Origin of the sequence: Burkholderia sp. BCC1208 (assembly GCF_902833095.1) — a bacterium.
GTDB lineage: Bacteria > Pseudomonadota > Gammaproteobacteria > Burkholderiales > Burkholderiaceae > Burkholderia.
The window spans coordinates 205080-226419 of record NZ_CADFDY010000006.1 but is presented as its reverse complement, the minus strand read 5'-3'; the positions used below and the strand labels follow the sequence as shown (position 1 = coordinate 226419).

The 21340-nt window shown below is 67.5% G+C and carries 15 protein-coding genes; 3 read left to right on the top strand and 12 right to left on the bottom strand.

Features of this window, described 5'->3' with window-relative positions; genetic code table 11:
• Positions 1–22 precede the first annotated feature (22 nt).
• From rseP to rpsB, 8 genes are all read right to left on the bottom strand, one after another.
• Positions 23–1396: an RIP metalloprotease RseP gene (gene rseP / locus HWX09_RS16065; RefSeq protein ID WP_027784767.1), complete on the bottom strand. Its 1374-nt coding sequence runs from the start codon at positions 1394–1396 to the stop codon at positions 23–25.
• Between the two features lie 11 nt (positions 1397–1407).
• Positions 1408–2604 (bottom strand): 1-deoxy-D-xylulose-5-phosphate reductoisomerase, encoded by a 1197-nt coding sequence (locus tag HWX09_RS16060; protein WP_027784768.1) that lies wholly within the window; start codon positions 2602–2604, stop codon positions 1408–1410.
• A 14-nt stretch (positions 2605–2618) separates the two neighbouring features.
• The gene (locus tag HWX09_RS16055; protein WP_027784769.1) at positions 2619–3440 is read right to left on the bottom strand and encodes a phosphatidate cytidylyltransferase; all 822 of its coding nucleotides are present in this window, start codon (positions 3438–3440) and stop codon (positions 2619–2621) included.
• Entirely contained in the window at positions 3434–4216 is a 783-nt protein-coding gene (gene uppS, locus HWX09_RS16050) for a polyprenyl diphosphate synthase (RefSeq protein ID WP_006478494.1), read from the bottom strand. Before uppS ends, HWX09_RS16055 begins: the two co-directional genes overlap by 7 nt.
• A 49-nt stretch (positions 4217–4265) precedes the next feature.
• The gene (gene frr, locus HWX09_RS16045) at positions 4266–4826 is read right to left on the bottom strand and encodes a ribosome recycling factor (protein WP_027784770.1); all 561 of its coding nucleotides are present in this window, start codon (positions 4824–4826) and stop codon (positions 4266–4268) included.
• Positions 4827–4938: 112 nt separating this feature from the next.
• Positions 4939–5652: a UMP kinase gene (gene pyrH, locus HWX09_RS16040; RefSeq protein WP_027784771.1), complete on the bottom strand. Its 714-nt coding sequence runs from the start codon at positions 5650–5652 to the stop codon at positions 4939–4941.
• A 156-nt stretch (positions 5653–5808) separates the two neighbouring features.
• On the bottom strand, positions 5809–6690 hold the full coding sequence (tsf, locus tag HWX09_RS16035) for a translation elongation factor Ts (protein ID WP_027784772.1): 882 nt from the start codon (positions 6688–6690) through the stop codon (positions 5809–5811).
• A gap of 162 nt (positions 6691–6852) precedes the next feature.
• Entirely contained in the window at positions 6853–7593 is a 741-nt protein-coding gene (gene rpsB / locus HWX09_RS16030; RefSeq protein ID WP_006758564.1) for a 30S ribosomal protein S2, read from the bottom strand.
• A 377-nt stretch (positions 7594–7970) separates the two neighbouring features.
• Between rpsB and map the strand changes: the two genes are divergently transcribed.
• The 3 genes from map to HWX09_RS16015 are packed head-to-tail and all read left to right on the top strand — an operon-like array spanning position 7971 to position 13496.
• Positions 7971–8786, top strand: coding sequence for a type I methionyl aminopeptidase (map, locus tag HWX09_RS16025; RefSeq protein ID WP_012328760.1), 816 nt, complete (start codon positions 7971–7973; stop codon positions 8784–8786).
• A gap of 46 nt (positions 8787–8832) precedes the next feature.
• A complete protein-coding gene (locus HWX09_RS16020; RefSeq protein ID WP_027784773.1) occupies positions 8833–11409 on the top strand; it encodes a [protein-PII] uridylyltransferase in 2577 nt (858 codons plus the stop codon).
• A 17-nt stretch (positions 11410–11426) separates the two neighbouring features.
• A complete protein-coding gene (locus tag HWX09_RS16015; RefSeq protein WP_080681346.1) occupies positions 11427–13496 on the top strand; it encodes a pseudouridine synthase in 2070 nt (689 codons plus the stop codon).
• Positions 13497–13574: 78 nt separating this feature from the next.
• On the opposite strand, the gene def is transcribed toward HWX09_RS16015, so the two are convergent.
• The 4 genes from def to smc all read right to left on the bottom strand — a co-directional run bounded on the left by def (position 13575) and on the right by smc (position 21233).
• Positions 13575–14108: a peptide deformylase gene (gene def / locus HWX09_RS16010; RefSeq protein ID WP_027784775.1), complete on the bottom strand. Its 534-nt coding sequence runs from the start codon at positions 14106–14108 to the stop codon at positions 13575–13577.
• On the bottom strand, positions 14105–16180 hold the full coding sequence (gene ligA, locus HWX09_RS16005; RefSeq protein ID WP_027784776.1) for an NAD-dependent DNA ligase LigA: 2076 nt from the start codon (positions 16178–16180) through the stop codon (positions 14105–14107). The genes def and ligA overlap by 4 nt, the downstream gene beginning before the upstream one ends.
• 165 nt (positions 16181–16345) lie before the next feature.
• A complete protein-coding gene (locus HWX09_RS16000) occupies positions 16346–17635 on the bottom strand; it encodes a cell division protein ZipA C-terminal FtsZ-binding domain-containing protein (RefSeq protein ID WP_027784777.1) in 1290 nt (429 codons plus the stop codon).
• An 85-nt stretch (positions 17636–17720) separates the two neighbouring features.
• A complete protein-coding gene (gene smc, locus HWX09_RS15995) occupies positions 17721–21233 on the bottom strand; it encodes a chromosome segregation protein SMC (protein WP_027784778.1) in 3513 nt (1170 codons plus the stop codon).
• Between the last annotated feature and the right edge of the window lie 107 nt (positions 21234–21340).

Below are 21340 nucleotides of genomic sequence, written 5' to 3'. Positions count from 1 at the left end.
CCAGCGGCCGCCGCCTGACGCTTCAGAAATGGATTAACCGAGCCAGATCGTTGAACAGCGCGATCGCCGACAATGCGACGATGCAGATCAACCCGGCTCTTTGCAGAATCAGCTGCCAGCGCTCCGAGACGGCTTTCCCGGTCGCGGCTTCAACCGCATAATATAACAGATGCCCCCCGTCCAAAACGGGAATCGGCAACAAGTTCAGGACGCCAAGGCTAATGCTGACAAGGGCGAGGAACGACAGGAACGCCGACGGGCCGAGCCGCGCGCTCTTGCCTGCGTAGTCGGCGATCGTCACCGGGCCGGACAGGTTCTTCAGCGACGCGTTGCCCGTGATCATGCGCCCGAACATCTTCAGCGAATACACGGAAATGTCCCACGTGCGGTGCGCGCCGAGCCGCAGGCTCTCGATCGGCCCGTAGCGCACGTCCACCGACGGCGCGTGCATCGACAGCGCCGCGCCGATCCGGCCGACCTGCTGCCCGGATTCGTCGTCGCGCTGCATCTGCGGCACGATCGACACCGTCCGCACGGCGCCGTTGCGCTCGATCTGCAGGTCGAGCGGCTGCCCCGCATGGTGCTTCACCGTATCGATGAAGCGCGCCGCGCCGCCGATCGGCTTGCCGTCGAGCGCGACCAGCTTGTCGCCGACTGTCAGGCCCGCCCGCTCCGCCGCGCTGCCCGGCTGCACCGACGCGACCGACAACGTGCCGCCGCCAGCCTCGAAGCCCAGATGGGCCATGAAGTCGTCGTCGAGCTGGCTGTCGGGCACGTTACGCAGGTCGACGCGGAAATCGAACGTCGTCGCATTGCCGTCGCGCGCGCCGAGCACGACCTCGCGATGGTCGAATGCGGCCGACAGCAGCTTCCAGCGCAGGTCCGACCACGATCGCACCGGTTCGGACTCGCCACCCTGCGCGTCGCGGATCGACACGACCGTCTCGCTGCCGTCGAAACCCGCGCGCGCCGCCGCGGTGCCGGCGGCCGGCGGCGCGACGATCGCGGTCGGCTCGGTCACGCCGGTGGCGAATACGACGGAGAACAGCGCGATTGCCAGCAGGAAGTTCGCAATCGGCCCGGCCGCGACGATCGCGATACGCTTGTAGACCGACTGGCGATTGAATGCCTGCCCGAGCTCCTCGGGCGGGATGCCGGGGCCCGGATCACGCTCGTCGAGCATCTTCACGTAGCCGCCGAGCGGCAGCACGGACAGCGTCCACTCGGTGCCCGTCCTGCGGCTGACCCAGCGCGCGACGGGCTGGCCGAAACCGATCGAGAAACGCAGCACCTTCACGCCGCACCAGCGCGCGACACGATAATGTCCGTACTCATGCACGACGACCAGTATCCCGATCGCCACCGCAAACGCGACCAGTTCGACCAGCACGTTCATGAGCACCCCATTCAGACCGTACGCTCCACGCGTGGCGCAGGCGCTTTTGCAATGATCGCGGCGGCGAGGCGGCGAGCCTCGGCATCCGCCGCGAGGACGTCGTCGAGCCCGTCGGGCGCGCGGTTCGGCAGCGTGTTGAGCACCGCGTCGACCGTCGCCGCGATCGCCATGAAGCCGATCCGGCGCTCGAGAAATGCTTCGACCGCCACTTCGTTCGCCGCGTTCAATGCGGCGCTCGCGATACCGCCTTCCTCGAGTGCCTTCAGCGCGAGCGCGAGGCACGGGAAGCGCGCGTAATCGGGCTTCTCGAACGACAGCTGGGCGATCTGCGCGAGGTCGAGCTGATCGACGCCCGCGTCGACGCGCTCGGGGAATGCGAGCGCGTGTGCGATCGGCGTACGCATGTCGGGGTTGCCGAGCTGCGCGAGCACCGAGCCGTCGCGGTACGACACGAGCGAATGGATCACGCTCTGCGGATGGATCAGCACGTCGATCCGGTCGCCCGGCAGCCCGAAGATCCAGTGCGCCTCGATAACCTCGAGGCCCTTGTTCATCATCGTCGCGGAATCGACCGAGATCTTGCGGCCCATCACCCAGTTCGGATGCTTGCACGCCTCGTCCGGCGTCACGTCGACGAGCGTGGCCGGCTCGCGCGTGCGGAACGGGCCGCCCGATGCGGTCAGGATGATCTTCGAGATCCCGCCGTGCCCGGCCGCGTCGCGCGGCATGCACTGGAAGATCGCGTTGTGTTCGCTGTCCACCGGCAGCAGGATCGCGCCATGGTCGCGCACGGCGTCCATGAAGATCGCGCCCGACATCACGAGCGCTTCCTTGTTCGCGAGCAGGATCCGCTTGCCGGCGCGTGCGGCCGCCAGGCTCGGCGCGAGGCCGGCCGCGCCGACGATCGCCGCGACCACCGTGTCGCAGCCGTCGCTCCTCGACACGTCGACGAGCGCCTGCGGCCCGTGCAGCACGATCGTCTTGCTGCCCGCCGCGCGCAGTTTCGCATCGACGTGCGCGGCCGTCGCGGCATCGCCGACCACCGCCACTTCAGGCGCGAAGCGCAGACACTGCTCGACGAGCTTGTCGCCGTTGCGGTGCGCGGTCAGCGCGTAGACCGAGAAGCGCTCCGGATGGCGCGCGACCACATCGAGCGTGCTGTCTCCGATCGAGCCCGTGGAACCGAGCAATGTCAGACGTTTTTGCATAACAGAAATAATGGTTAACCAAGCAGCAGCATCGCGAGCGGCAGCACCGGCAGCAGCGCGTCGACACGATCGAGCACGCCGCCGTGGCCCGGCAGCAGTCCGCTCGAATCCTTCACACCCGCCTGCCGCTTCAGCAGCGACTCGAACAGGTCGCCGATCACGCTGTACGCGACCAGCAGCGTCAGCGCGGCCCACGCGCCGGGCATCCCGTAACGAGCGGCAAATGCAGAAAACAGGGTCGGTTCGAATGCATGCGTGGCCATCGCGATACCGGCGACGACCATCACCGCGAACCAGCCGCCGATCGCACCTTCCCAGCTCTTGCCGGGGCTGATGGTGATGGCCAGTTTACGCTTTCCGAAGGCCTTGCCGGCGAAGTATGCGCCGATATCGGCCAACCAGACGACCAGAAGCAGCGACAGCACGAACGGTACGCCCTGCGCGCGGGCTGCGACGAGCGCGTGCCAGCAGGCGGCGAACACGACGAGGCCCGCGACCAGCAGGAACGGCCGCCAGACGCCGCCCGCGAGCGCGGGCTTGCGCCGCAGCGCGAACGGGCCGACCAGCAGCCAGAACACGCCGGCCGCCATGAAAAGGGGCCGGGACGATGCGGCATCGACGCCGAGCGGCGCGGTGACCGCGAGCGCGAGCGCCGCGACGACCGCATAGACGATCGGGCCCGCGCCGCCGAGCTTCAGCAGGCGCGCCCACTCCCACGCGGCGAACACGAGCACGACGCCGATCAGCGCGCCGAACCCATCGAGCGGCGCGAACAGCGTCACCGGCAGCAGCACTGCCAGCATCACGATCGCCGTGATCACACGGGTTTTCAGCATGAAAGGGAGTCGGCGTTCTGCGATTGCGGTTCGAGCTGCGCACTCGTGCGCCCGAAACGGCGCTCGCGCTCGGTATACGACGCCATCGCGTCGGCCAGTGCCGCGCCGTCGAAATCCGGCCAGTACTTGTCGGTGAAATAGAATTCGGCGTACGCGAGCTGCCACAGCAGGAAGTTGCTGACGCGCTGCTCGCCGCCGGTGCGGATGAAGAGATCGGGCTCCGGCGCGTAGGCCATTGCCAGGTGCGGCGCGAACGCGTCCTCGGTCACTTCGACCTCGCGACCTTCGCGCACGGCCTGCTCGACGAGCTTCTTCGTCGCCTGCAGGATGTCCCACCGGCCGCCGTAGTTGGCTGCGATGGTGAGCGTCAGACGGGTATTGCGCGCCGTCTTGGTTTCGGCGCGGCGGATCAGTTCGCGGATGCGCGGCTCGAAACGGTCGAGATCGCCGACGACACGCAGGCGGATCCCGTTCGCATGCAGCTTGCCCACTTCGCGCTCGAGCGCGGTGATGAACAAGCGCATCAGGAACGACACTTCGTCGTTCGGCCGGCGCCAGTTTTCCGAACTGAACGCGAACAGCGTCAGGTATTCGACGCCGGCGCGCGCGCAGCCTTCGACCACCGCCCGTACGGCATCGACGCCGCGGGTATGCCCCGCGACGCGCGGCAAGCGGCGTTCGGTCGCCCAACGGCCGTTGCCGTCCATGATGATCGCGATGTGACGCGGCACGACACCGACGTCAGGCACGCGAACGGTAGAGCTGGTATAGGTCATGGCCGTTGAGACAGTAATGCGGGAAGAAGGCGGCGCGCGAGGACGGTCGTCAGACCGTCATGATCTCGGCTTCCTTGGTCTGCACGAGCTTGTCGATTTCGGCAACGTGCTTGTCGGTCAGCTTCTGCACGTCGTCGCTCGCACGGCGCTCGTCGTCTTCCGAGATTTCCTTGTCCTTCACGAGCTTCTTCAGCGCTTCGTTCGCGTCGCGGCGCAGGTTGCGGACGGCGACCTTGGCCGTTTCGCCTTCGCTCTTCACGACCTTGGTCAGCTCGCGGCGGCGCTCTTCCGTCAGCGCGGGCATCGGCACGCGGATCAGGTCGCCGGACGTCGCCGGATTCAGGCCCAGATCGGCTTCGCGGATGGCCTTCTCGACCTTCGCGACCATGTTCTTTTCCCACGGCTGCACGCCGATCGTGCGCGCGTCGACGAGCGTCAGGTTCGCGACCTGCGAGATCGGCACCATCGAGCCGTAGTAGTCGACCTGCACGTGATCGAGCAGACCGGTGTGTGCACGGCCCGTACGGATCTTGGCCAGATCGTTCTTGAACGCTTCGATCGAGCGCTGCATCTTTTGCTCGACGCCCTTCTTGACATCAGCGACACTCATTTCAACCTCCGAACCTTCAAACCATCAAACCTTCAAAGAACGCGAGCCCCGCCCGACGCATGTCGCGCGCCGCGGCCGGCAACCCGCGCCGGTCGCCCGCATCCGCGGGAGTTTACACGTGGACGAGCGTACCTTCGTCCTCGCCCAGCACGATGCGCTTGAGCGCGCCCGGCTTGTTGATCGAAAACACGCGAATCGGCAGCTTCTGGTCGCGGCACAGCGCAAACGCCGTCGCGTCCATCACCTGCAGGTTGCGGCTGATCGCCTCGTCGAAGCTGATCGTCGCGTAGCGCGTGGCCGACGGATCCTTCTTCGGATCGGCAGAATATACGCCATCGACCTTGGTCGCCTTCAGCACGACCTCGGCGCCCACTTCCGAGCCGCGCAGCGCGGCGGCGGTGTCCGTCGTGAAGAACGGGTTGCCGGTGCCGGCCGCGAAGATCACGACGCGGCCTTCCTCGAGCTGACGGATCGCGCGGGGCCGGATGTACGGCTCGACGACCTGATCCATGCGCAGCGCGGACTGCACGCGCGCCTCGATGCCGGCGTGGCGCATCGCGTCCTGCAGCGCCAGCGCGTTCATCATCGTCGCCAGCATCCCCATGTAGTCGGCCGTCGCGCGGTCCATCCCGGCCGCGCCGCCCGCGACGCCGCGGAAAATATTACCGCCACCGATCACGACCGCGAGCTGCGTCCCGAGACGCACGACTTCCGCGATATCGGCCACCATCCGTTCGATCGTCGCGCGATTGATGCCGAAGGCATCGTCGCCCATCAGCGCTTCGCCGGAGAGTTTGAGGAGGACGCGTTTATAGGCATTGGACATAGGGGCTTCCGAGCGACGAGAGGATGACAACCACGAACTGTAGGGGCGAAATACTGATTCGGGCAAGCGCCGCCGACCGGACCGGGGTTCCCGGCCGGCCGGCGACGCCGCCGGCCACGGCGGAGCGGACGCCCGCCGCGGATACTGCCTGACTGCTTACTGCTGCTTTGCTGCTGCGACTTGCGCGGCCACTTCGGCGGCGAAGTCGTCCTGGCGCTTCTCGATGCCTTCGCCGACGACGAACAGCGCGAACTTCTGCACTGCGGCATTCGCTGCCTTCAGCATCTGCTCGATCGTCTGCTTGTCGTTCTTCACGAACGGCTGGTTCAGCAGCGACACTTCCTTCAGGTACTTCTGGACGCTGCCGTCGACCATCTTCGCGACGATTTCGGCCGGCTTGCCCGATTCGGCAGCCTTCTGCTCGGCCACGCGGCGCTCCGTCTCGATCAGTTCCGCCGGCACGTCGGCCGACGACAGCGCGACCGGCTTCATCGCGGCGATGTGCATCGCGACGTCCTTGCCGACCTGCTCTTCCGCGCCCGTGTACTCGACGATCACGCCGATACGCGCGCCGTGCAGGTACGTGGCGATCTTGTTCGCGGTTTCGAAACGGACGAAACGGCGGATCGACACGTTCTCGCCGATCTTGCCGATCAGCGCGAGACGCACTGCGTCGACGGTCGAGCCTTCGAGCGGCAGCGCCGACAGCGCGCCCACGTCGGCCGGGTTCTGCGTCGCGACGAGTTCCGCGACCGTCTTCGAGAAGGCGAGGAAGTCGTCGTTCTTCGCGACGAAGTCGGTTTCGCAGTTCAGCTCGACCAGCGCGCCGGCGTTGCCGCCGACGAACGATGCGACGACGCCTTCCGCCGTCACGCGCGATGCGGCCTTGCTCGCCTTGTTGCCGAGCTTGACGCGCAGCAGTTCTTCAGCCTTGGCCAGATCGCCGTCGGCTTCCGTCAGCGCCTTCTTGCACTCCATCATCGGTGCGTCGGTCTTTGCGCGCAGTTCTGCCACCATGCTTGCGGTAATTGCCGCCATCATTCGCTCCTTGAGTCTGTGTTCACAACGCCGCCCGCTTGGACGCGAACGGCCGAGATTCGTTTCCGGACCCGCGCCGATTCGGCGCGATCAGGTCCGGCGCACAAGCTTAAAAAAAGGGGGCCTGTTGAGAGCCCCCTTTTTGCGCCGGCTCGGGGCCAGTTACGCGTTTTCCTCGACGTACTCGTCGTCGCCGCGCGCCGCCTGGACCACTTCGTTGACCGCGTTCGCACGGCCTTCGAGGATCGCGTCGGCCACGCCTTCAGCGTACAGCGCGACTGCCTTGCTCGAGTCGTCGTTGCCCGGGATCACGTAGTCCACACCTTCCGGCGAGTGGTTCGTGTCGACCACGGCGATGACCGGCACGCCCAGCTTGTTCGCTTCCGTGACGGCGATCTTGTGGTAGCCGACGTCGATGACGAAGATCGCGTCCGGAATGCCGCCCATGTCCTTCACGCCGCCGATCGACTTCTGCAGCTTGGCGATTTCACGTTCGAACAGCAGCGCTTCCTTCTTGCTCATCTTCTCGGTTTCGCCCGATTCGACAGCCGCTTCCATGTCCTTCAGGCGCTTGATCGATACCTTCAGCGTCTTGAAGTTGGTCATCATGCCGCCGAGCCAGCGTGCGTTGACGTACGGCATGCCCGCACGTTGCGCTTCCTGGGCGATCGTGTCACGCGACTGGCGCTTCGTGCCGACGAACAGGATCGTGCCGCGGTTCGCTGCCAGCTGGCGCACGTACTTCTGTGCGTCCGTGAACATCGGCAGCGTCTTTTCGAGGTTGATGATGTGAATCTTGTTGCGGTGACCGAAAATGAACGGAGCCATCTTCGGGTTCCAGAAGCGCGTCTGGTGACCGAAGTGGACACCCGCTTCCAGCATTTGGCGCATCGTAACTGCCATGTAAATTCTCCACGAGGGTTGGGTCTTAAGCCGGCTGCCGTACCGCCGCGCGAACCCGCCCGAAGGGCGAGCATGCCGCGCGGCCGGCACCCTGGGTGCGCCGGCTTGCGATTCGACACGTGCAAGATGCCCGTGCCGTAAGCCTTTCACCGCGATGCCGCCCCAACATGGGGACAATTCGGCATTTGGATATCGACTTAGCCAAAGAGTATAGCACGCGGATTTGTCCGCTCTCAAGTCGCGCGGCACTTTCGCTTGCCGCGCGGCAGCGGGCCGGACAATCGGCGAAAACCCGCAGCCGCGCGGCCGGCAGGGGCTGCGAGGCCCGCCATAAGGTGCGATAATCCGTCAATTCACCGCATTCCAGGCATACCTCGATGGCTATTACGCTCAAAAACGAACACGATATCGCGGAGATGCGCGTTGCCTGCCGTCTCGCGAGCGAAGTGCTCGACTTCATCACGCCGCACGTCGTCGCGGGCGTCACGACCGCCGAACTCGACCGGCTCTGCCACGAGTTCATGCTCAACGAGCAGGGCACGATCCCCGCGCCGCTGAACTACCAGCCGCCCGGCTATCCGCCGTACCCGAAGGCCACCTGCATTTCGGTCAACGACGTGATCTGCCACGGCATTCCCGGCGAGAAGGTGATCAAGAACGGCGATGCGCTGAACATCGACATCACCGTGATCAAGAACGGCTATTTCGGCGACACCAGCCGGATGTTCATCGTCGGCGAGGGGTCGATCCTCGCGAAGCGCCTCGTGCAGACGACCTACGAATGCATGTGGCTCGGCATCGACCAGGTCAAGCCCGGCGCGCACCTCGGCGACATCGGCTACGCGATCCAGAAGCACGCGGAAGCGCAAGGCTACAGCGTCGTGCGCGAATACTGCGGCCACGGCATCGGCACGGTGTTCCACGAGGATCCGCAGGTCGTCCACTATGGCCGCCCGGGCACCGGCATCGAGCTGAAGGCCGGGATGATCTTCACGATCGAGCCGATGATCAACGCCGGCAAGCGCGACATCCGCACGATGCCCGACCAGTGGACGGTCAAGACGCGCGACCGCAGCCTGTCCGCCCAGTGGGAGCACACGGTGCTCGTCACCGAAACCGGCTACGAAGTGCTGACCGTGTCGGCCGGCACGCCGGCGCGCCCCGTGTTCGCGCAACCGGCCGCCGCCGTCTGAGCGCCGTCGCGCCCGCCCGCCCACTTCCGCACCTGAACGGCCGCCCATGAGCGCTCACGCTGCCCCCTCGCCCGAAGCGCTGTCGCGGCGCGCCGAATTCAAGGCCGCCAAGACGGAGATGCTCGAGCGCTTTCGCCGCGCGGCGAACGTCGCGCCGCTGATGCACGCGCTGTCGAAACTCACCGACGACGCACTGAAGCGCGTGTGGGACGAATGCGGGCTGCCCGCGACGCTCGCACTCGTCGCCGTCGGCGGCTACGGGCGCGGCGAGCTCGCGCCCTATTCCGACGTCGACATCCTCGTGCTGCTGCCCGATGCGCACGACCCGGCGCTCGACGCGCGCATCGAGCGCTTCATCGGAATGGCGTGGGATCTCGGCCTCGAGATCGGCAGCAGCGTGCGGACGGTCGCACAGTGCATCGAGGAGGCGTCGCAGGACGTCACGGTGCAGACCTCGCTGCTGGAAGCGCGCCGCATCGTCGGCAGCACCGCGCTGTTCGAGCGCTTCACCGTGCGCTACCACGAAGCGCTCGACGCACGCGCGTTCTTCACCGCGAAGGTGCTCGAGATGCGCCAGCGCCACGCGAAGTTCCAGGACACGCCGTACAGCCTCGAACCGAACGTGAAGGAGAGCCCCGGCGGGCTGCGCGACCTGCAGACGATCCTGTGGATCGCGCGCGCGGCCGGCTTCGGCAGCAGCTGGCGCGAACTCGACACGCGCGGCCTCATCACCGATCGCGAAGCGCGCGAGCTGCGCCGCAACGAAGGCTTCCTGAAGACGCTGCGCGCGCGGCTGCACGTGATCGCCGGACGCCGTCAGGACATGCTCGTGTTCGACCTGCAGACGCAGGCCGCCGAAAGCTTCGGCTACCAGCCCACGCAGGCCAAGCGCGCGAGCGAGCAGCTGATGCGCCGCTACTACTGGGCAGCGAAAGCCGTCACGCAGCTCGCGACGATCCTGATCCAGAACATCGAGGCGCAGCTCTTCCCCGCGACGAGCGGCATCACGCGCGTGCTGTCGGCCGATCGCTTCGTCGAGAAACAGGGGATGCTCGAGATCGTCGACGACGGCGTGTTCGAACGCCATCCCGACGCGATCCTCGAAGCGTTCCTGCTGTACGAAACGACGCGCGGCGTGAAGGGCCTGTCCGCCCGCACGCTGCGCGCGCTGTACAATTCGCGCGAAATCATGAACAACGCGTGGCGCCGCGATCCGCAGAACCGCGACACGTTCATGCGGATCCTGCAGCAACCCGAAGGGATCACGCACGCGTTCCGGCTGATGAACCAGACGAGCGTGCTCGGCCGCTATCTGCTGAATTTCCGCCGCATCGTCGGGCAGATGCAGCACGACCTGTATCACGTATATACGGTCGACCAGCACATCCTGATGGTGCTGCGCAACATCCGCCGCTTCGCGGTGGCCGAGCATGCGCACGAATACCCGTTCTGCAGCCAGCTGATCGGCAACTTCGAGCGCCCGTGGGTGCTGTATGTCGCGGCGCTGTTCCACGACATCGCGAAGGGCCGCGGCGGCGATCACTCGACGCTCGGAATGGCCGACGCGCGGCGCTTCTGCCGCGAGCACGGCATCGCCGGCGACGACGCGGCGCTGATCGTGTGGCTCGTCCAGCATCACCTGACGATGAGCCAGGTCGCGCAGAAACAGGACACGAGCGACCCCGAAGTCATCAAGCGCTTCGCCGAGGTCGTCGGCAACGAACGGTATCTCACCGCGCTCTACCTGCTGACCGTCGCCGATATCCGCGGCACGAGCCCGAAGGTGTGGAACACGTGGAAGGGCAAGCTGCTCGAGGATCTCTACCGCATCACGCTCGCGGTGCTCGGCGGCGCGAACCCCGACGCGCATTCGGAGCTGAAGTCGCGGCAGGAGCAGGCGCTCGCGCTGCTGCGCCTGGAAACCGTGCCCGACGATGCGCACCGCGCGTTGTGGGATCAGCTCGACGTCGGCTTCTTCCTGCGTCACGACGCGGCCGACATCGCGTGGCAGACGCGCGTGCTGTACCGGCACGTGAACGCCGAAACCGCGATCGTCCGCGCGCGGCCGTCGCCGATCGGCGACGCGCTGCAGGTACTCGTGTACGTGAAGGACCGCCCCGACCTGTTCGCGGGCATCTGCGCGTATTTCGACCGCAACGGGCTGTCGGTGCTCGATGCGCGCGTCAGCACGACGCGGCACGGCTATGCGCTCGACAACTTCATCGTCACGCAGACCGAACGCGACGTGCGCTACCGCGACATCGCGAATCTCGTCGAACAGCAACTCGCGACGCGGCTCGCCGAAACCGCACCGCTGCCGGAGCCGTCGAAGGGCCGCCTGTCGAGGCTGTCCCGGACGTTTCCGATCACGCCGCGCGTCGACCTGCGGGCCGACGAGCGCGGTCAGTACTACATCCTGTCCGTGTCCGCCAACGACCGGCCGGGCCTTCTCTATTCGATCGCGCGCGTACTCGCCGAACATCGGATCGGCGTCCATGCGGCGCGGATCAATACGCTCGGCGAGCGCGTCGAAGACATCTTCCTGCTCGCGGGCGCCGGCCTGTCCGACAACCGCCTGCAGATCCAGCTCGAAACCGAATTGCTGCGTGCGATCGCAGTCTGAATGAATCCCCAGCGTTTATGCGCACCAAATTAACCGTCAAGAATCCGAAGCCGGCGTCGCCGACTCGCGCCCCCGTCCGCTCCGGCAGCCTCGTCGCCCGCAAGGCGGTGCGCCCCGCCGCGCCGCCCGCCGGGGACAAGCCGGCCCGCCCGAAGAAGGCGTCTTCGGCAGCCGCCGGCGACCGCCCGTTCAAGCCGCGCGGTGCCGCAGGCGCCGAGCGCCCGGGTGCGGATCGCGCACCGGCCAAGCGTGCGCCGCGTGACGGCGGTGCCGAACGCGGCCCGCGAGCCCCGTATCGCGACAACGCAGCCGGCGAAGGTGCGAAGCGCAGTTTCGGCGACCGTCGCACGTCGTCCGATCGCCCGCCGCGCCGCAGCGACGACGATACGCGTCCGCGTCGTGCGGCAGGTGGTGACGACAGCAAGCGTCCGTCCTACCGCGACAACACAGCCGGCGAAGGCGCGAAGCGCAGCTTCGGCGATCGTCGTACGCCGTCGGATCGCCCGCCACGACGCAGCGACGACGATGCGCGTCCGCGTCGTGCGGCAGGTGGTGACGACAGCAAGCGTCCGTCCTATCGTGACAAGGCAACCGGCGAAGATGCGAAGCGCAGCTTCGGCGATCGCCGCACGCCGTCGGATCGCCCGCCGCGCCGCAGCGATGACAATGCGCGTCCGCGCCGTGCGGCAGGTGGTGATGACAGCAAGCGTCCGCGCCGTGCGGCAGGTGGTGATGACAGCAAGCGTCCGCCCTATCGTGACAAGGCAGCCGGCGAAGATGCGAAGCGCACCTTCGGCGACCGTCGTACGCCGTCGGATCGCCCGCCGCGCCGCAGCGATGACGATGCGCGTCCGCGCCGTGCGGCAGGTGGTGATGACAGCAAGCGTCCGTCCTACCGCGACAAGGCAACCGGCGAAGGTGCGAAGCGCAGCTTCGGCGACCGCCGCACGCCGTCCGATCGCCCGCCGCGCCGCAGCGATGACGATGCGCGTCCGCGCCCTGCGGCAGGTGGTGACGACAGCAAGCGTCCGTCCTATCGTGACAAGACAGCCGGCGAAGGCGCGAAGCGCAGCTTCGGCGACCGCAGCACGCCGTCCGATCGCCCGCCGCGCCGCAACGACGACGATGCGCGTCCGCGCCGTGCGACAGGCGGTGACGACAGCAAGCGCCCGTCCTACCGCGACAAGGCAACCGGCGAAGGCGCGAAGCGCAGCTTCGGCGACCGCCCGGCCCAGCCCGCGCGCGACGGCGAGCGCCGTTCGTTCGGCGCGGTGAAGACCGCGCAACCCGTCAAGCGCGCGGCGGCCGACGTCGACTACGGCGACGAAACGGGCCTGATGCGCCTGTCGAAACGGATGTCCGAACTCGGCATGTGCTCGCGCCGCGAAGCCGACGAATGGATCGAAAAAGGCTGGGTGCTCGTCGACGGCGAACGCATCGACACGCTCGGCACCAAGGTGCGCGCCGACCAGAAGATCGAGATCGACGAGCGCGCGAGCGCCGCGCAGGCCGCGCAAGTGACGATCCTGCTGCACAAGCCGGTCGGTTACGTGTCGGGCCAGGCGGAAGACGGCTACGAGCCGGCGGCCGTGCTGATCACGCGCGCGAACCGCTGGAGCGGCGATCATTCGCCGGTGCGCTTCTCGCCGCAGCACCTGCATGCGCTCGCACCGGCCGGCCGTCTCGACATCGACTCCACCGGCCTGCTCGTGCTGACGCAGAACGGCGTGATCGCGAAGCAGCTGATCGGCGAGCAGTCGGACATCGACAAGGAGTACCTGGTGCGCGTGCGCTTCGGCGAACGACTGCTCGACATCGATCAGCACTTCCCGGCGGAATCGCTCGCGAAGCTGCGCCACGGCCTCGAGCTCGACGGCGTCGCGCTGAAGCCCGCGCTGGTGAGCTGGCAGAACGGCGAGCAGTTGCGGTTCGTGCTGCGCGAAGGCAAGAAGCGCCAGATCCGCCGCATGTGTGAACTGGTCGGCCTCGACGTGATCGGCCTGAAGCGTGTGCGGATGGGCCGCGTGATGCTCGGCGCGCTGCCGCAGGGCCAATGGCGCTACCTGTCCGCCGACGAGACGTTCTGACCTCGGGCACGTCACGTGCACCCGCCATGAAAAAACCCGCTTGCGCGGGTTTTTTCTTTTCCACGGGAGCGCGGCCGATCAGTCGTCGTCGGCCGGATCGAGGCCCGGGAACAACACCTCGGTGAAGCCGAAGCGCGTGAAGTCGGTAATCCGCATCGGATACAGCTTGCCGATCAGGTGATCGTATTCGTGCTGGACCACCCGCGCGTGGAACCCCTCGGCGACACGATCGATCTTCTCGCCGAACTGGTCGAAGCCGCTGTAGCGCACTTTCGCGTAGCGGCTGACGACGCCACGCATGCCCGGCACCGACAGGCAGCCTTCCCAGCCCTCTTCCATCTCCGGCGGCATGTACTCGATCTTCGGGTTGATCAGCACGGTCTCGGGCACCGGCGGCGCATCCGGGTAGCGGTTGTTGTTGCCGAAGCCGAAGATGATGATCTGCAGCCCGATGCCGATCTGCGGCGCGGCCAGCCCGGCGCCGTTCGCGTGGTGCATCGTCTCGAACATGTCCGCGACGATCTCGTGCAGCTCGGCGGTATCGAACCGCTCGACCGGTTGGGCGACTTCGAGCAGGCGCGGATCGCCCATCTTCAGGATCTCGCGAATCATGGCGTATTGCCCTCCAGGAGTTGGTGCAGACCGTCTTCGTCCAGCACGGGGATGCCGAGTTCCTCGGCCTTCGCGAGCTTGCTGCCGGCTTCGGCGCCCGCGACCACGTAATCCGTCTTCTTCGATACCGAACCCGCCACCTTGGCGCCCGCCGCTTCGAGCATCTCCTTCGCCGCATCGCGCGTGAGATTCGGCAGCGTGCCCGTCAGCACGACGGTCTTGCCCGCGAGCACACCCTGCGGCGCCTTCGGCGCGGGCGGCCCTTCCGGCCACGTGACCTTGCCCGGCGCGCGCAACTGCTCGATCACGGTCCGGTTGTGCTCCTCCGCGAAGAACTGATGGAGCGATTCGGCGACGATCGGCCCGACGTCGTTGACTTCGAGCAGTTCCTCGATCGACGCGTCCATGATCGGCGTCAGCGAGCCGAAATGCTTCGCGAGATCCTTCGCGGTCGATTCGCCGACATGACGGATGCCGAGCCCGTAGATGAAGCGCGCGAGCGTCGTATGCTTCGCCTTCTCGAGCGAATCGAGCAGATTCTGCGCGGACTTCTCGGCGAACCGGTCGAGTTCGGCCAGCGTCGCGAAGCCGAGATTGAACAGGTCGGCCGGCGTACGTACCAGTTTCAGTTCGACGAGCTGGTCGATGATCTTCTCGCCGAGGCCGTCGATGTCGAGCGCGCGGCGCTGCGCGAAATGCCACAGCGCCTGCTTGCGCTGCGCCGGGCAGAACAGCCCGCCCGTGCAGCGCGCGATCGCCTCGTCCGGCAGGCGCTCGATCTTCGAGCCGCACACCGGACATTCGGTCGGCATCACGAATTCGGCCGCATCCGCCGGGCGCCGGTCGAGCAGCGCGCCGACGACTTCCGGAATCACGTCGCCCGCGCGGCGCACGATCACGGTGTCGCCGATCCGGATGTCCTTGCGGCGCACTTCGTCCTCGTTGTGCAGCGTCGCATTGGTCACGGTCGCACCGCCGACGAACACCGGCTCGAGACGCGCGACCGGCGTGATCGCGCCGGTACGGCCGACCTGCACGTCGATCGCGACGAGCTTCGTCAGCGCTTCCTGCGCGGGAAACTTGTGCGCGAGCGCGAAGCGCGGCGCACGCGACACGAAGCCGAGCCGCTCCTGCTCGTCGCGCCGGTTGACCTTGTAGACGACGCCGTCGATGTCGTACGGCAGCGAATCGCGCTTCTCGCCGACCTTGCGGAAGAAATCGAGCAAGCCTTCGGCGCCGTGCACGACCGCGCGCTCGCGGTTCACCGGCAGGCCGAACGCCTCGTACCAGTCGAGCAGCGCGCTGTGCGTGTCGGGCATCGGCATGCCGTCGAGCACGCCGATTCCGTACGAGAAGAACGACAGCGGACGCTGCGCGGTGATCTTCGAGTCGAGCTGGCGCAGGCTGCCGGCCGCCGCGTTGCGCGGGTTCGCGAATTCGCGCTGCTCGGCCGCGCGCTGGCGCTCGTTCAGGCGTGCGAAATCGCGCTTGAACATCAGCACCTCGCCGCGCACGTCGAGCAAGGCCGGCACGTGCTTGCCCTTCAGCTTGAGCGGAATCGAGCGGATCGTGCGCACGTTCTCGGTCACGTCCTCGCCCGTCGTCCCGTCGCCGCGCGTCGATGCCTGCACGAACACGCCGTGCTCGTAGCGCAGCGAAATCGCGAGGCCGTCGAACTTCAGTTCGCACGCGTATTCGACGGGCTCCGTCACCGAGCCGGCGAGATCGGTCGTCTTGGCGAGCGCGTCGGCGACGCGCTTGTCGAACGCGACGACGTCCTCGTCGGCGAAGCCGTTGTTCAGCGACAGCATCGGCGCATCGTGGACGACTGGCGTGAAGCCGCCGGCCGCTTCGCCACCGACGCGCTGCGTCGGCGAATCGGGCGTCACGAGTTCGGGATGGTCGGTTTCGAGTTGCTGCAGCTCACGGAACAGCCGGTCGTATTCCGCGTCGGGCAGATCCGGCTGGTCGAGCACGTAATAGGCGTAGTTCGCCCGCTCGAGTTGGTCGCGCAGCCACGCGGCGCGCGCGTCGGGCTGGCTGGCTGGCGGTTCGGCTTGGGTTCGGGCCATGCTGGCGGCAGATTCGTTCTGAAAAAATCGGATGCCCGATTATCTCAGTTTGACGTCGCGGCGGGGCACGCAATGCGGGCCCGATGACATGCTGCAGCGCACACGAAACGGTGCGCGCCGCAGCGACGAACGACGGCGCCGCCGAGCGCCGTCCGCGCCGTCGCGTTACTGGCTGAAGAGACGGCGCGTGACCGGCGAACCGGCCGGGATGCCGGCTTCCTCGAGCTTCGCATACAGCTTCATCAGCTGCTGCTCGATCGCGAGCAGTGTCGACTCCGGCAGCGGCCGGCGCGAATCGTCGACGACGCGTGCGCCGATCCGCTCGGACAGCGACTTCGCGTAATCGCACATCAGCCGGAACGGCAGGATGTCCTCTTCGGCCACCGGCACGTCGAGCACCAGCGTGATCATGTTGCCGCCCTTGTACGTCAGGTCGTCGCGCAGGAAGTTCGTATCGCCGAACTGCAGCATGAACACCGGGTTCTGCTTCGCGTCGAGCTTCACGAAACGCGTGCCGTCGCGCGACAGCAGCAGCCCGTCCTGGGAAGCGACCGCCTGCACGTAGTTCGCGGACCACGGCGCGCCGTCCGACATCACGTTGATCGACAGCTGTGCGTCGCACTGCGCGGCAAACGCGTCGAGCTCGCGCGCCATCGCGACCGTTTCCATCATGTCCGGGAATTCCGGCGCGCCGTCGATCGCGTCGGCGAACTGCTGGACGCCCGTCACGAATTCGGAGAATTCGAGCTCGTTCAGCGCGCCGCCGCGGTTCGCGAGCTGCGCGGCCGCGCGCAGCTCTTCATAGCGCACGCCGTTCTGCAGCAGCTCCCACTGGCCGCCTTCCGGCTTGCCTTCGATATGCACGGGCTTGCTGCCCGCGCGGCGCAGCCGCTGCGCAAACGGCAGGATCTTGTCGCCCGGCAGCGGCCCGGTGAGGCGGATCGGCACGATGCAGTCGATGCGGCGGTCGACGATCGCGGGCGGCGTCGACGAGATCGTCGTCGCGGCCGGCATCACCGGTTCGGTCGGCTCGGCCGGTTCGGCCGCCGCTTCGCGTGCGGCGGCGGGTACGGCTTCTTCACCGGCCGCCGGTTCAGTCGATTCCGACGACGTGTCGACGCCCGTCGCCTCGGCCTGCAGGTCGGCCGGCGTATCGGCCGGTGCCGCGCCGCCGGCGCCCCCGCCGAACGTCGGCTCGACGCGCGCGGCTTCGGCCGCGGCCGTCGTCGTCGCCGCGACCGGTGCCGCGGGCTCGCGGCGCACCGGCTGACGCACCGGTTCGATGAACGGCAACTCTTCGTCGCGCTCGGGGCGGTTCATCGCCTCGGCCGCTTCCTCCGGCATCGGGCGCGGCATCCTGCGCCGCACTTTCGCGCCCTGCCATGCGTTGTAGACCACGACGCCGCCCACCACGACGGCGCCCGCGCCGATCAAACCGAGTGTCAACTCGTCCATGCACGCTCCATCAGCAATTCTTTTTCGTCGGGACCGCGAACGGGCGCCCATGCGCCGCGCGAACGCGATCCGGTTTCGTCAAACGTCAATTCTGGGCAAAACCCGCGGCGGTTTCCATGTCCACCGCAACGATCCGCGACACGCCCTGCTCCTGCATCGTCACGCCGATCAGCTGCTGCGCCATTTCCATCGCGATCTTGTTGTGCGAGATGAACAGGAACTGCGTCTTGTCGGACATCGCGCGCACGAGATTCGCGAAACGCTCGGTGTTCGCGTCGTCCAGCGGCGCGTCGACCTCGTCGAGCAGACAGAACGGCGCCGGGTTCAGCTGGAACATCGCAAACACCAGCGCGGTCGCGGTCAGCGCCTTCTCGCCGCCCGACAGCAGGTGAATCGTCGCGTTCTTCTTGCCGGGCGGCTGCGCCATCACCTGCACGCCGGCATCGAGAATCTCGTCGCCCGTCATGATCAGCTTCGCCTGGCCGCCGCCGAACAGGCGCGGGAACAGGTCGCTGAAATGACGGTTGACCTCGTCGAAGGTGCCCTGCAGCAGCGTGCGGGTTTCCTGGTCGATCTTGTGGATGGCGTCCTCGAGCGTCGTGATCGCGTCGATCAGGTCGGCCGATTGCGCGTCGAGGAACACCTTGCGCTCGCTCGCGGCCTTCAGTTCGTCGAGCGCGGCCATGTTGACCGGGCCGAGCGCATTGATCGCGTTGTTCAGGCGCGTGACTTCGCCCTGCAGGTACGACGGCTTCAGATCCGGCGTGAGCTTCTCGCTCAGCGCGGCCTCGTCGACCTCGGCCGTCGCGAGCTGCTCGGCGAACTGCTCGACGGCCAGGCGCGCGGCCTGCTCCTTCAGTTGCAGCTCGGTGATGCGGTCGCGCAGCGGCTGCAGCGAACGCTCGGCGACGAGTCGCTGCTCGTCCGACGCGCGCAGCTTCGCGGTCAGGTCGTCGAGCTCGATGCGCGCGGCCTGCAGCGCCTCTTCCTTCACCGCGCGAATCTCGAGCGCGTCCTGCAGGCCGGTGTGCGCGGTCTGCTCGTTGATCGTCTCGAGTTCGGCCCGCGCGTCTTCCAGCGACGCGGCGACGCGCTCGCTCTGCTCGTGCGCCACCTGGATCGTGCGCTTGAGTTCGTCGATCCGCGTCACCGCGTTGCGTGCGGCGAAGCGCGCGTCGTTCGCGCCGCGCTCGAGATCGCGCGCTTCCTGACGCGCCTGCGTCAGCGATTCGTCGAGCGACTCGAAGGCGAGCTGGTTGTCCTCAAAGCGCGCCTGCAGTTCCGCGAGCTCGCCGTCGAAGCGCTCGAAATTCGCTTCCGACTCGGCGCGCAGCGCACGCTGCTCTTCGATCTGCGCGCCGATTTCCTCGAGTTCCTCGCGGATCTGCGTGCTGCGCTGCGTATAGCGTTCGTGTGCCTGCGCGAGCTTCAGCACGTCCATCTGCAGCGCATGCACGCGCTGCGTCGCACGTTCGGCCTGCGCGCGCACGTCGCCGAGCGCCTGCGTGGCCTGCGTGTGCGCGGCTTCGGCACGCACGGCGGCCGTGCGCGCCTCGTCGGCGAGCAGCGCCTGCGCACGCACCTGCCGCGCGAGGTTTTCGATTTCCTGCTGGCGGGCCAGCATCCCGGCCTGCTCCGAATCGGCGGCGTACAGCTGCACGCCGACGCGCGTGACGATATGGCCGGCCTTGACGACGAACGCGCCGCCTGCCGGCAGTTGCGCGCGCGTCGCGAGCGCCTGCGCGACGTCGTCGGCGACGTAGACGTTCCCGAGCCAGTCGTTCAGCACCGCGCGGATGCCCGCGTCGTCGATGCGCACGAGCGACAGCACCGGCCGCAGCCCGGCCACCGCGGCGGGCGGCTCGCCGGCCGCGGGCGGCGCATAGAACGCGAGCTTCGCGGGCGGCGCATCGGTCGCGAATGCCTTCACCCAGTCGAGATTCGATACCTCGAGCGCGGCGAGACGCTCGCGCAGCACGGCCTCGAGCGCCGCTTCCCAGCCGGCCTCGACATGCAGCTTCTTCCACAGACGCGGCAGCGCGCCGAGCTCGTGCTTGTCGAGCCACGGCTGCACCTTGCCTTCGGTCTGCACGTTTTCCTGCAGCTGCTTCAGCGCGGCGAGGCGCGCCTCCAGCTGGTGGATCTGCGCGGCTTCGGCCTGCACGCGCTCCTGCGCGGCGCGGCGTTCGCCGTCGAGACGCGGCACCGTTTCCTGTGCGTCGGCAAGGCGCGCCTGCGCTTCCGCGAGGATCTCTTCCTGCTCGGCCAGCTGCATGCGCAACTCTTCGAGCTGCGTTTCGTCCGGCGCATCGAGCCCGCCCGCCTCGCTCTTCAGGCGCTCGTGGCGCTGCTGAAGCTGCTGGAGCTGCTGGTCGGCGTTGCGCTGGTGCGCGGCTTCGAGCTTCAGCGACTGCTCGGTCTGCGCGATCCGCGCGCGCTCGTCGTTGAGCTGCGCCTGTGCGTCGCGCCACTTCGCTTCGAGCGCCGGCAGCGCATCGTGCTTCGCGGCCGCGTTGTCCTCGGCGAGCGCGGCCTTCTCGTCGGCCATCGCGCGCGCCTCTTCGGCTTCCTCGAGCTCGTCCTGCGACTTCTCGGCCTGCGCGCGCCACTGCTCGCGCTGCGCGTTCAGCGCGGCGATCTGCGCCTGCACGCGATTGCGCGATTCGACGATGAACTTGATCTCGGCTTCGAGACGGCTCACCTCGGCGTTCGCCTCGTAGAGCGCGCCCTGCGCGCCCTGCATCGCGTCGCTGGCCGAGTAGTGCGCGACGCGCAGCGTCTCGAGCTGCGCCTCGACTTCGCGCAGCTTCGCCGTCTGCGCCTCGAGGTCGATCTGCGCCTGTTCGATCGCACGCTGCTGCTTCTGCTGCTCGCCGGCGGCCTCGTTCTTGCGCAGCAGCCACAGCAGGCGCTGCTTCTCCTCGCCGTCGGCGACGAGTTCCTTGTACTTGGTCGCGACCACGGCCTGCGACTCGAGCTTCTCGAGATTCGCGCCGAGTTCGCGCACGATGTCCTCGACGCGCGTCAGGTTCTCGCGCGTGTCGTGCAGGCGGTTCTCGGTCTCGCGGCGGCGTTCCTTGTACTTCGACACGCCGGCGGCTTCCTCGAGGAACACGCGCAGCTCTTCCGGCTTCGCCTCGATGATCCGCGCGATCATGCCCTGCCCGATGATCGCGTACGCACGCGGCCCGAGGCCCGTGCCGAGGAAGATGTCCTGGATGTCGCGGCGGCGCGCCGGCAGGTTGTTGATGTAGTAGCTCGACGTGCCGTCGCGCGTCAGCACGCGCTTGACGGCGATTTCGCCGTACTGGCCCCACTGCCCGGCCGCGCGGCCGTCGGAGTTGTCGAAGATCAGTTCGACGCTGGCCCGGCTGCCGGGCTTGCGGGCGGTCGAACCGTTGAAGATCACGTCCTGCATCGATTCGCCGCGCAACTCGGACGCGCGCGACTCGCCGAGCACCCAGCGCACGGCATCGATGATGTTGGACTTGCCGCATCCGTTCGGGCCGACCACGCCGACAAGCTGGCCCGGAACCTGGAAATGCGTGGGATCGACGAAGGATTTGAAGCCAGCGAGTTTGATCGAGCTCAGACGCACGGCGGTATCGGATGTGAAGAAGGTGTGAAACGGACGGGGCCGCACGGCGCGGGGCCGGAGAGCCCCTGCGCGCCACGCGCCCCGGAATTCAAAAACGGGGCCGCGCG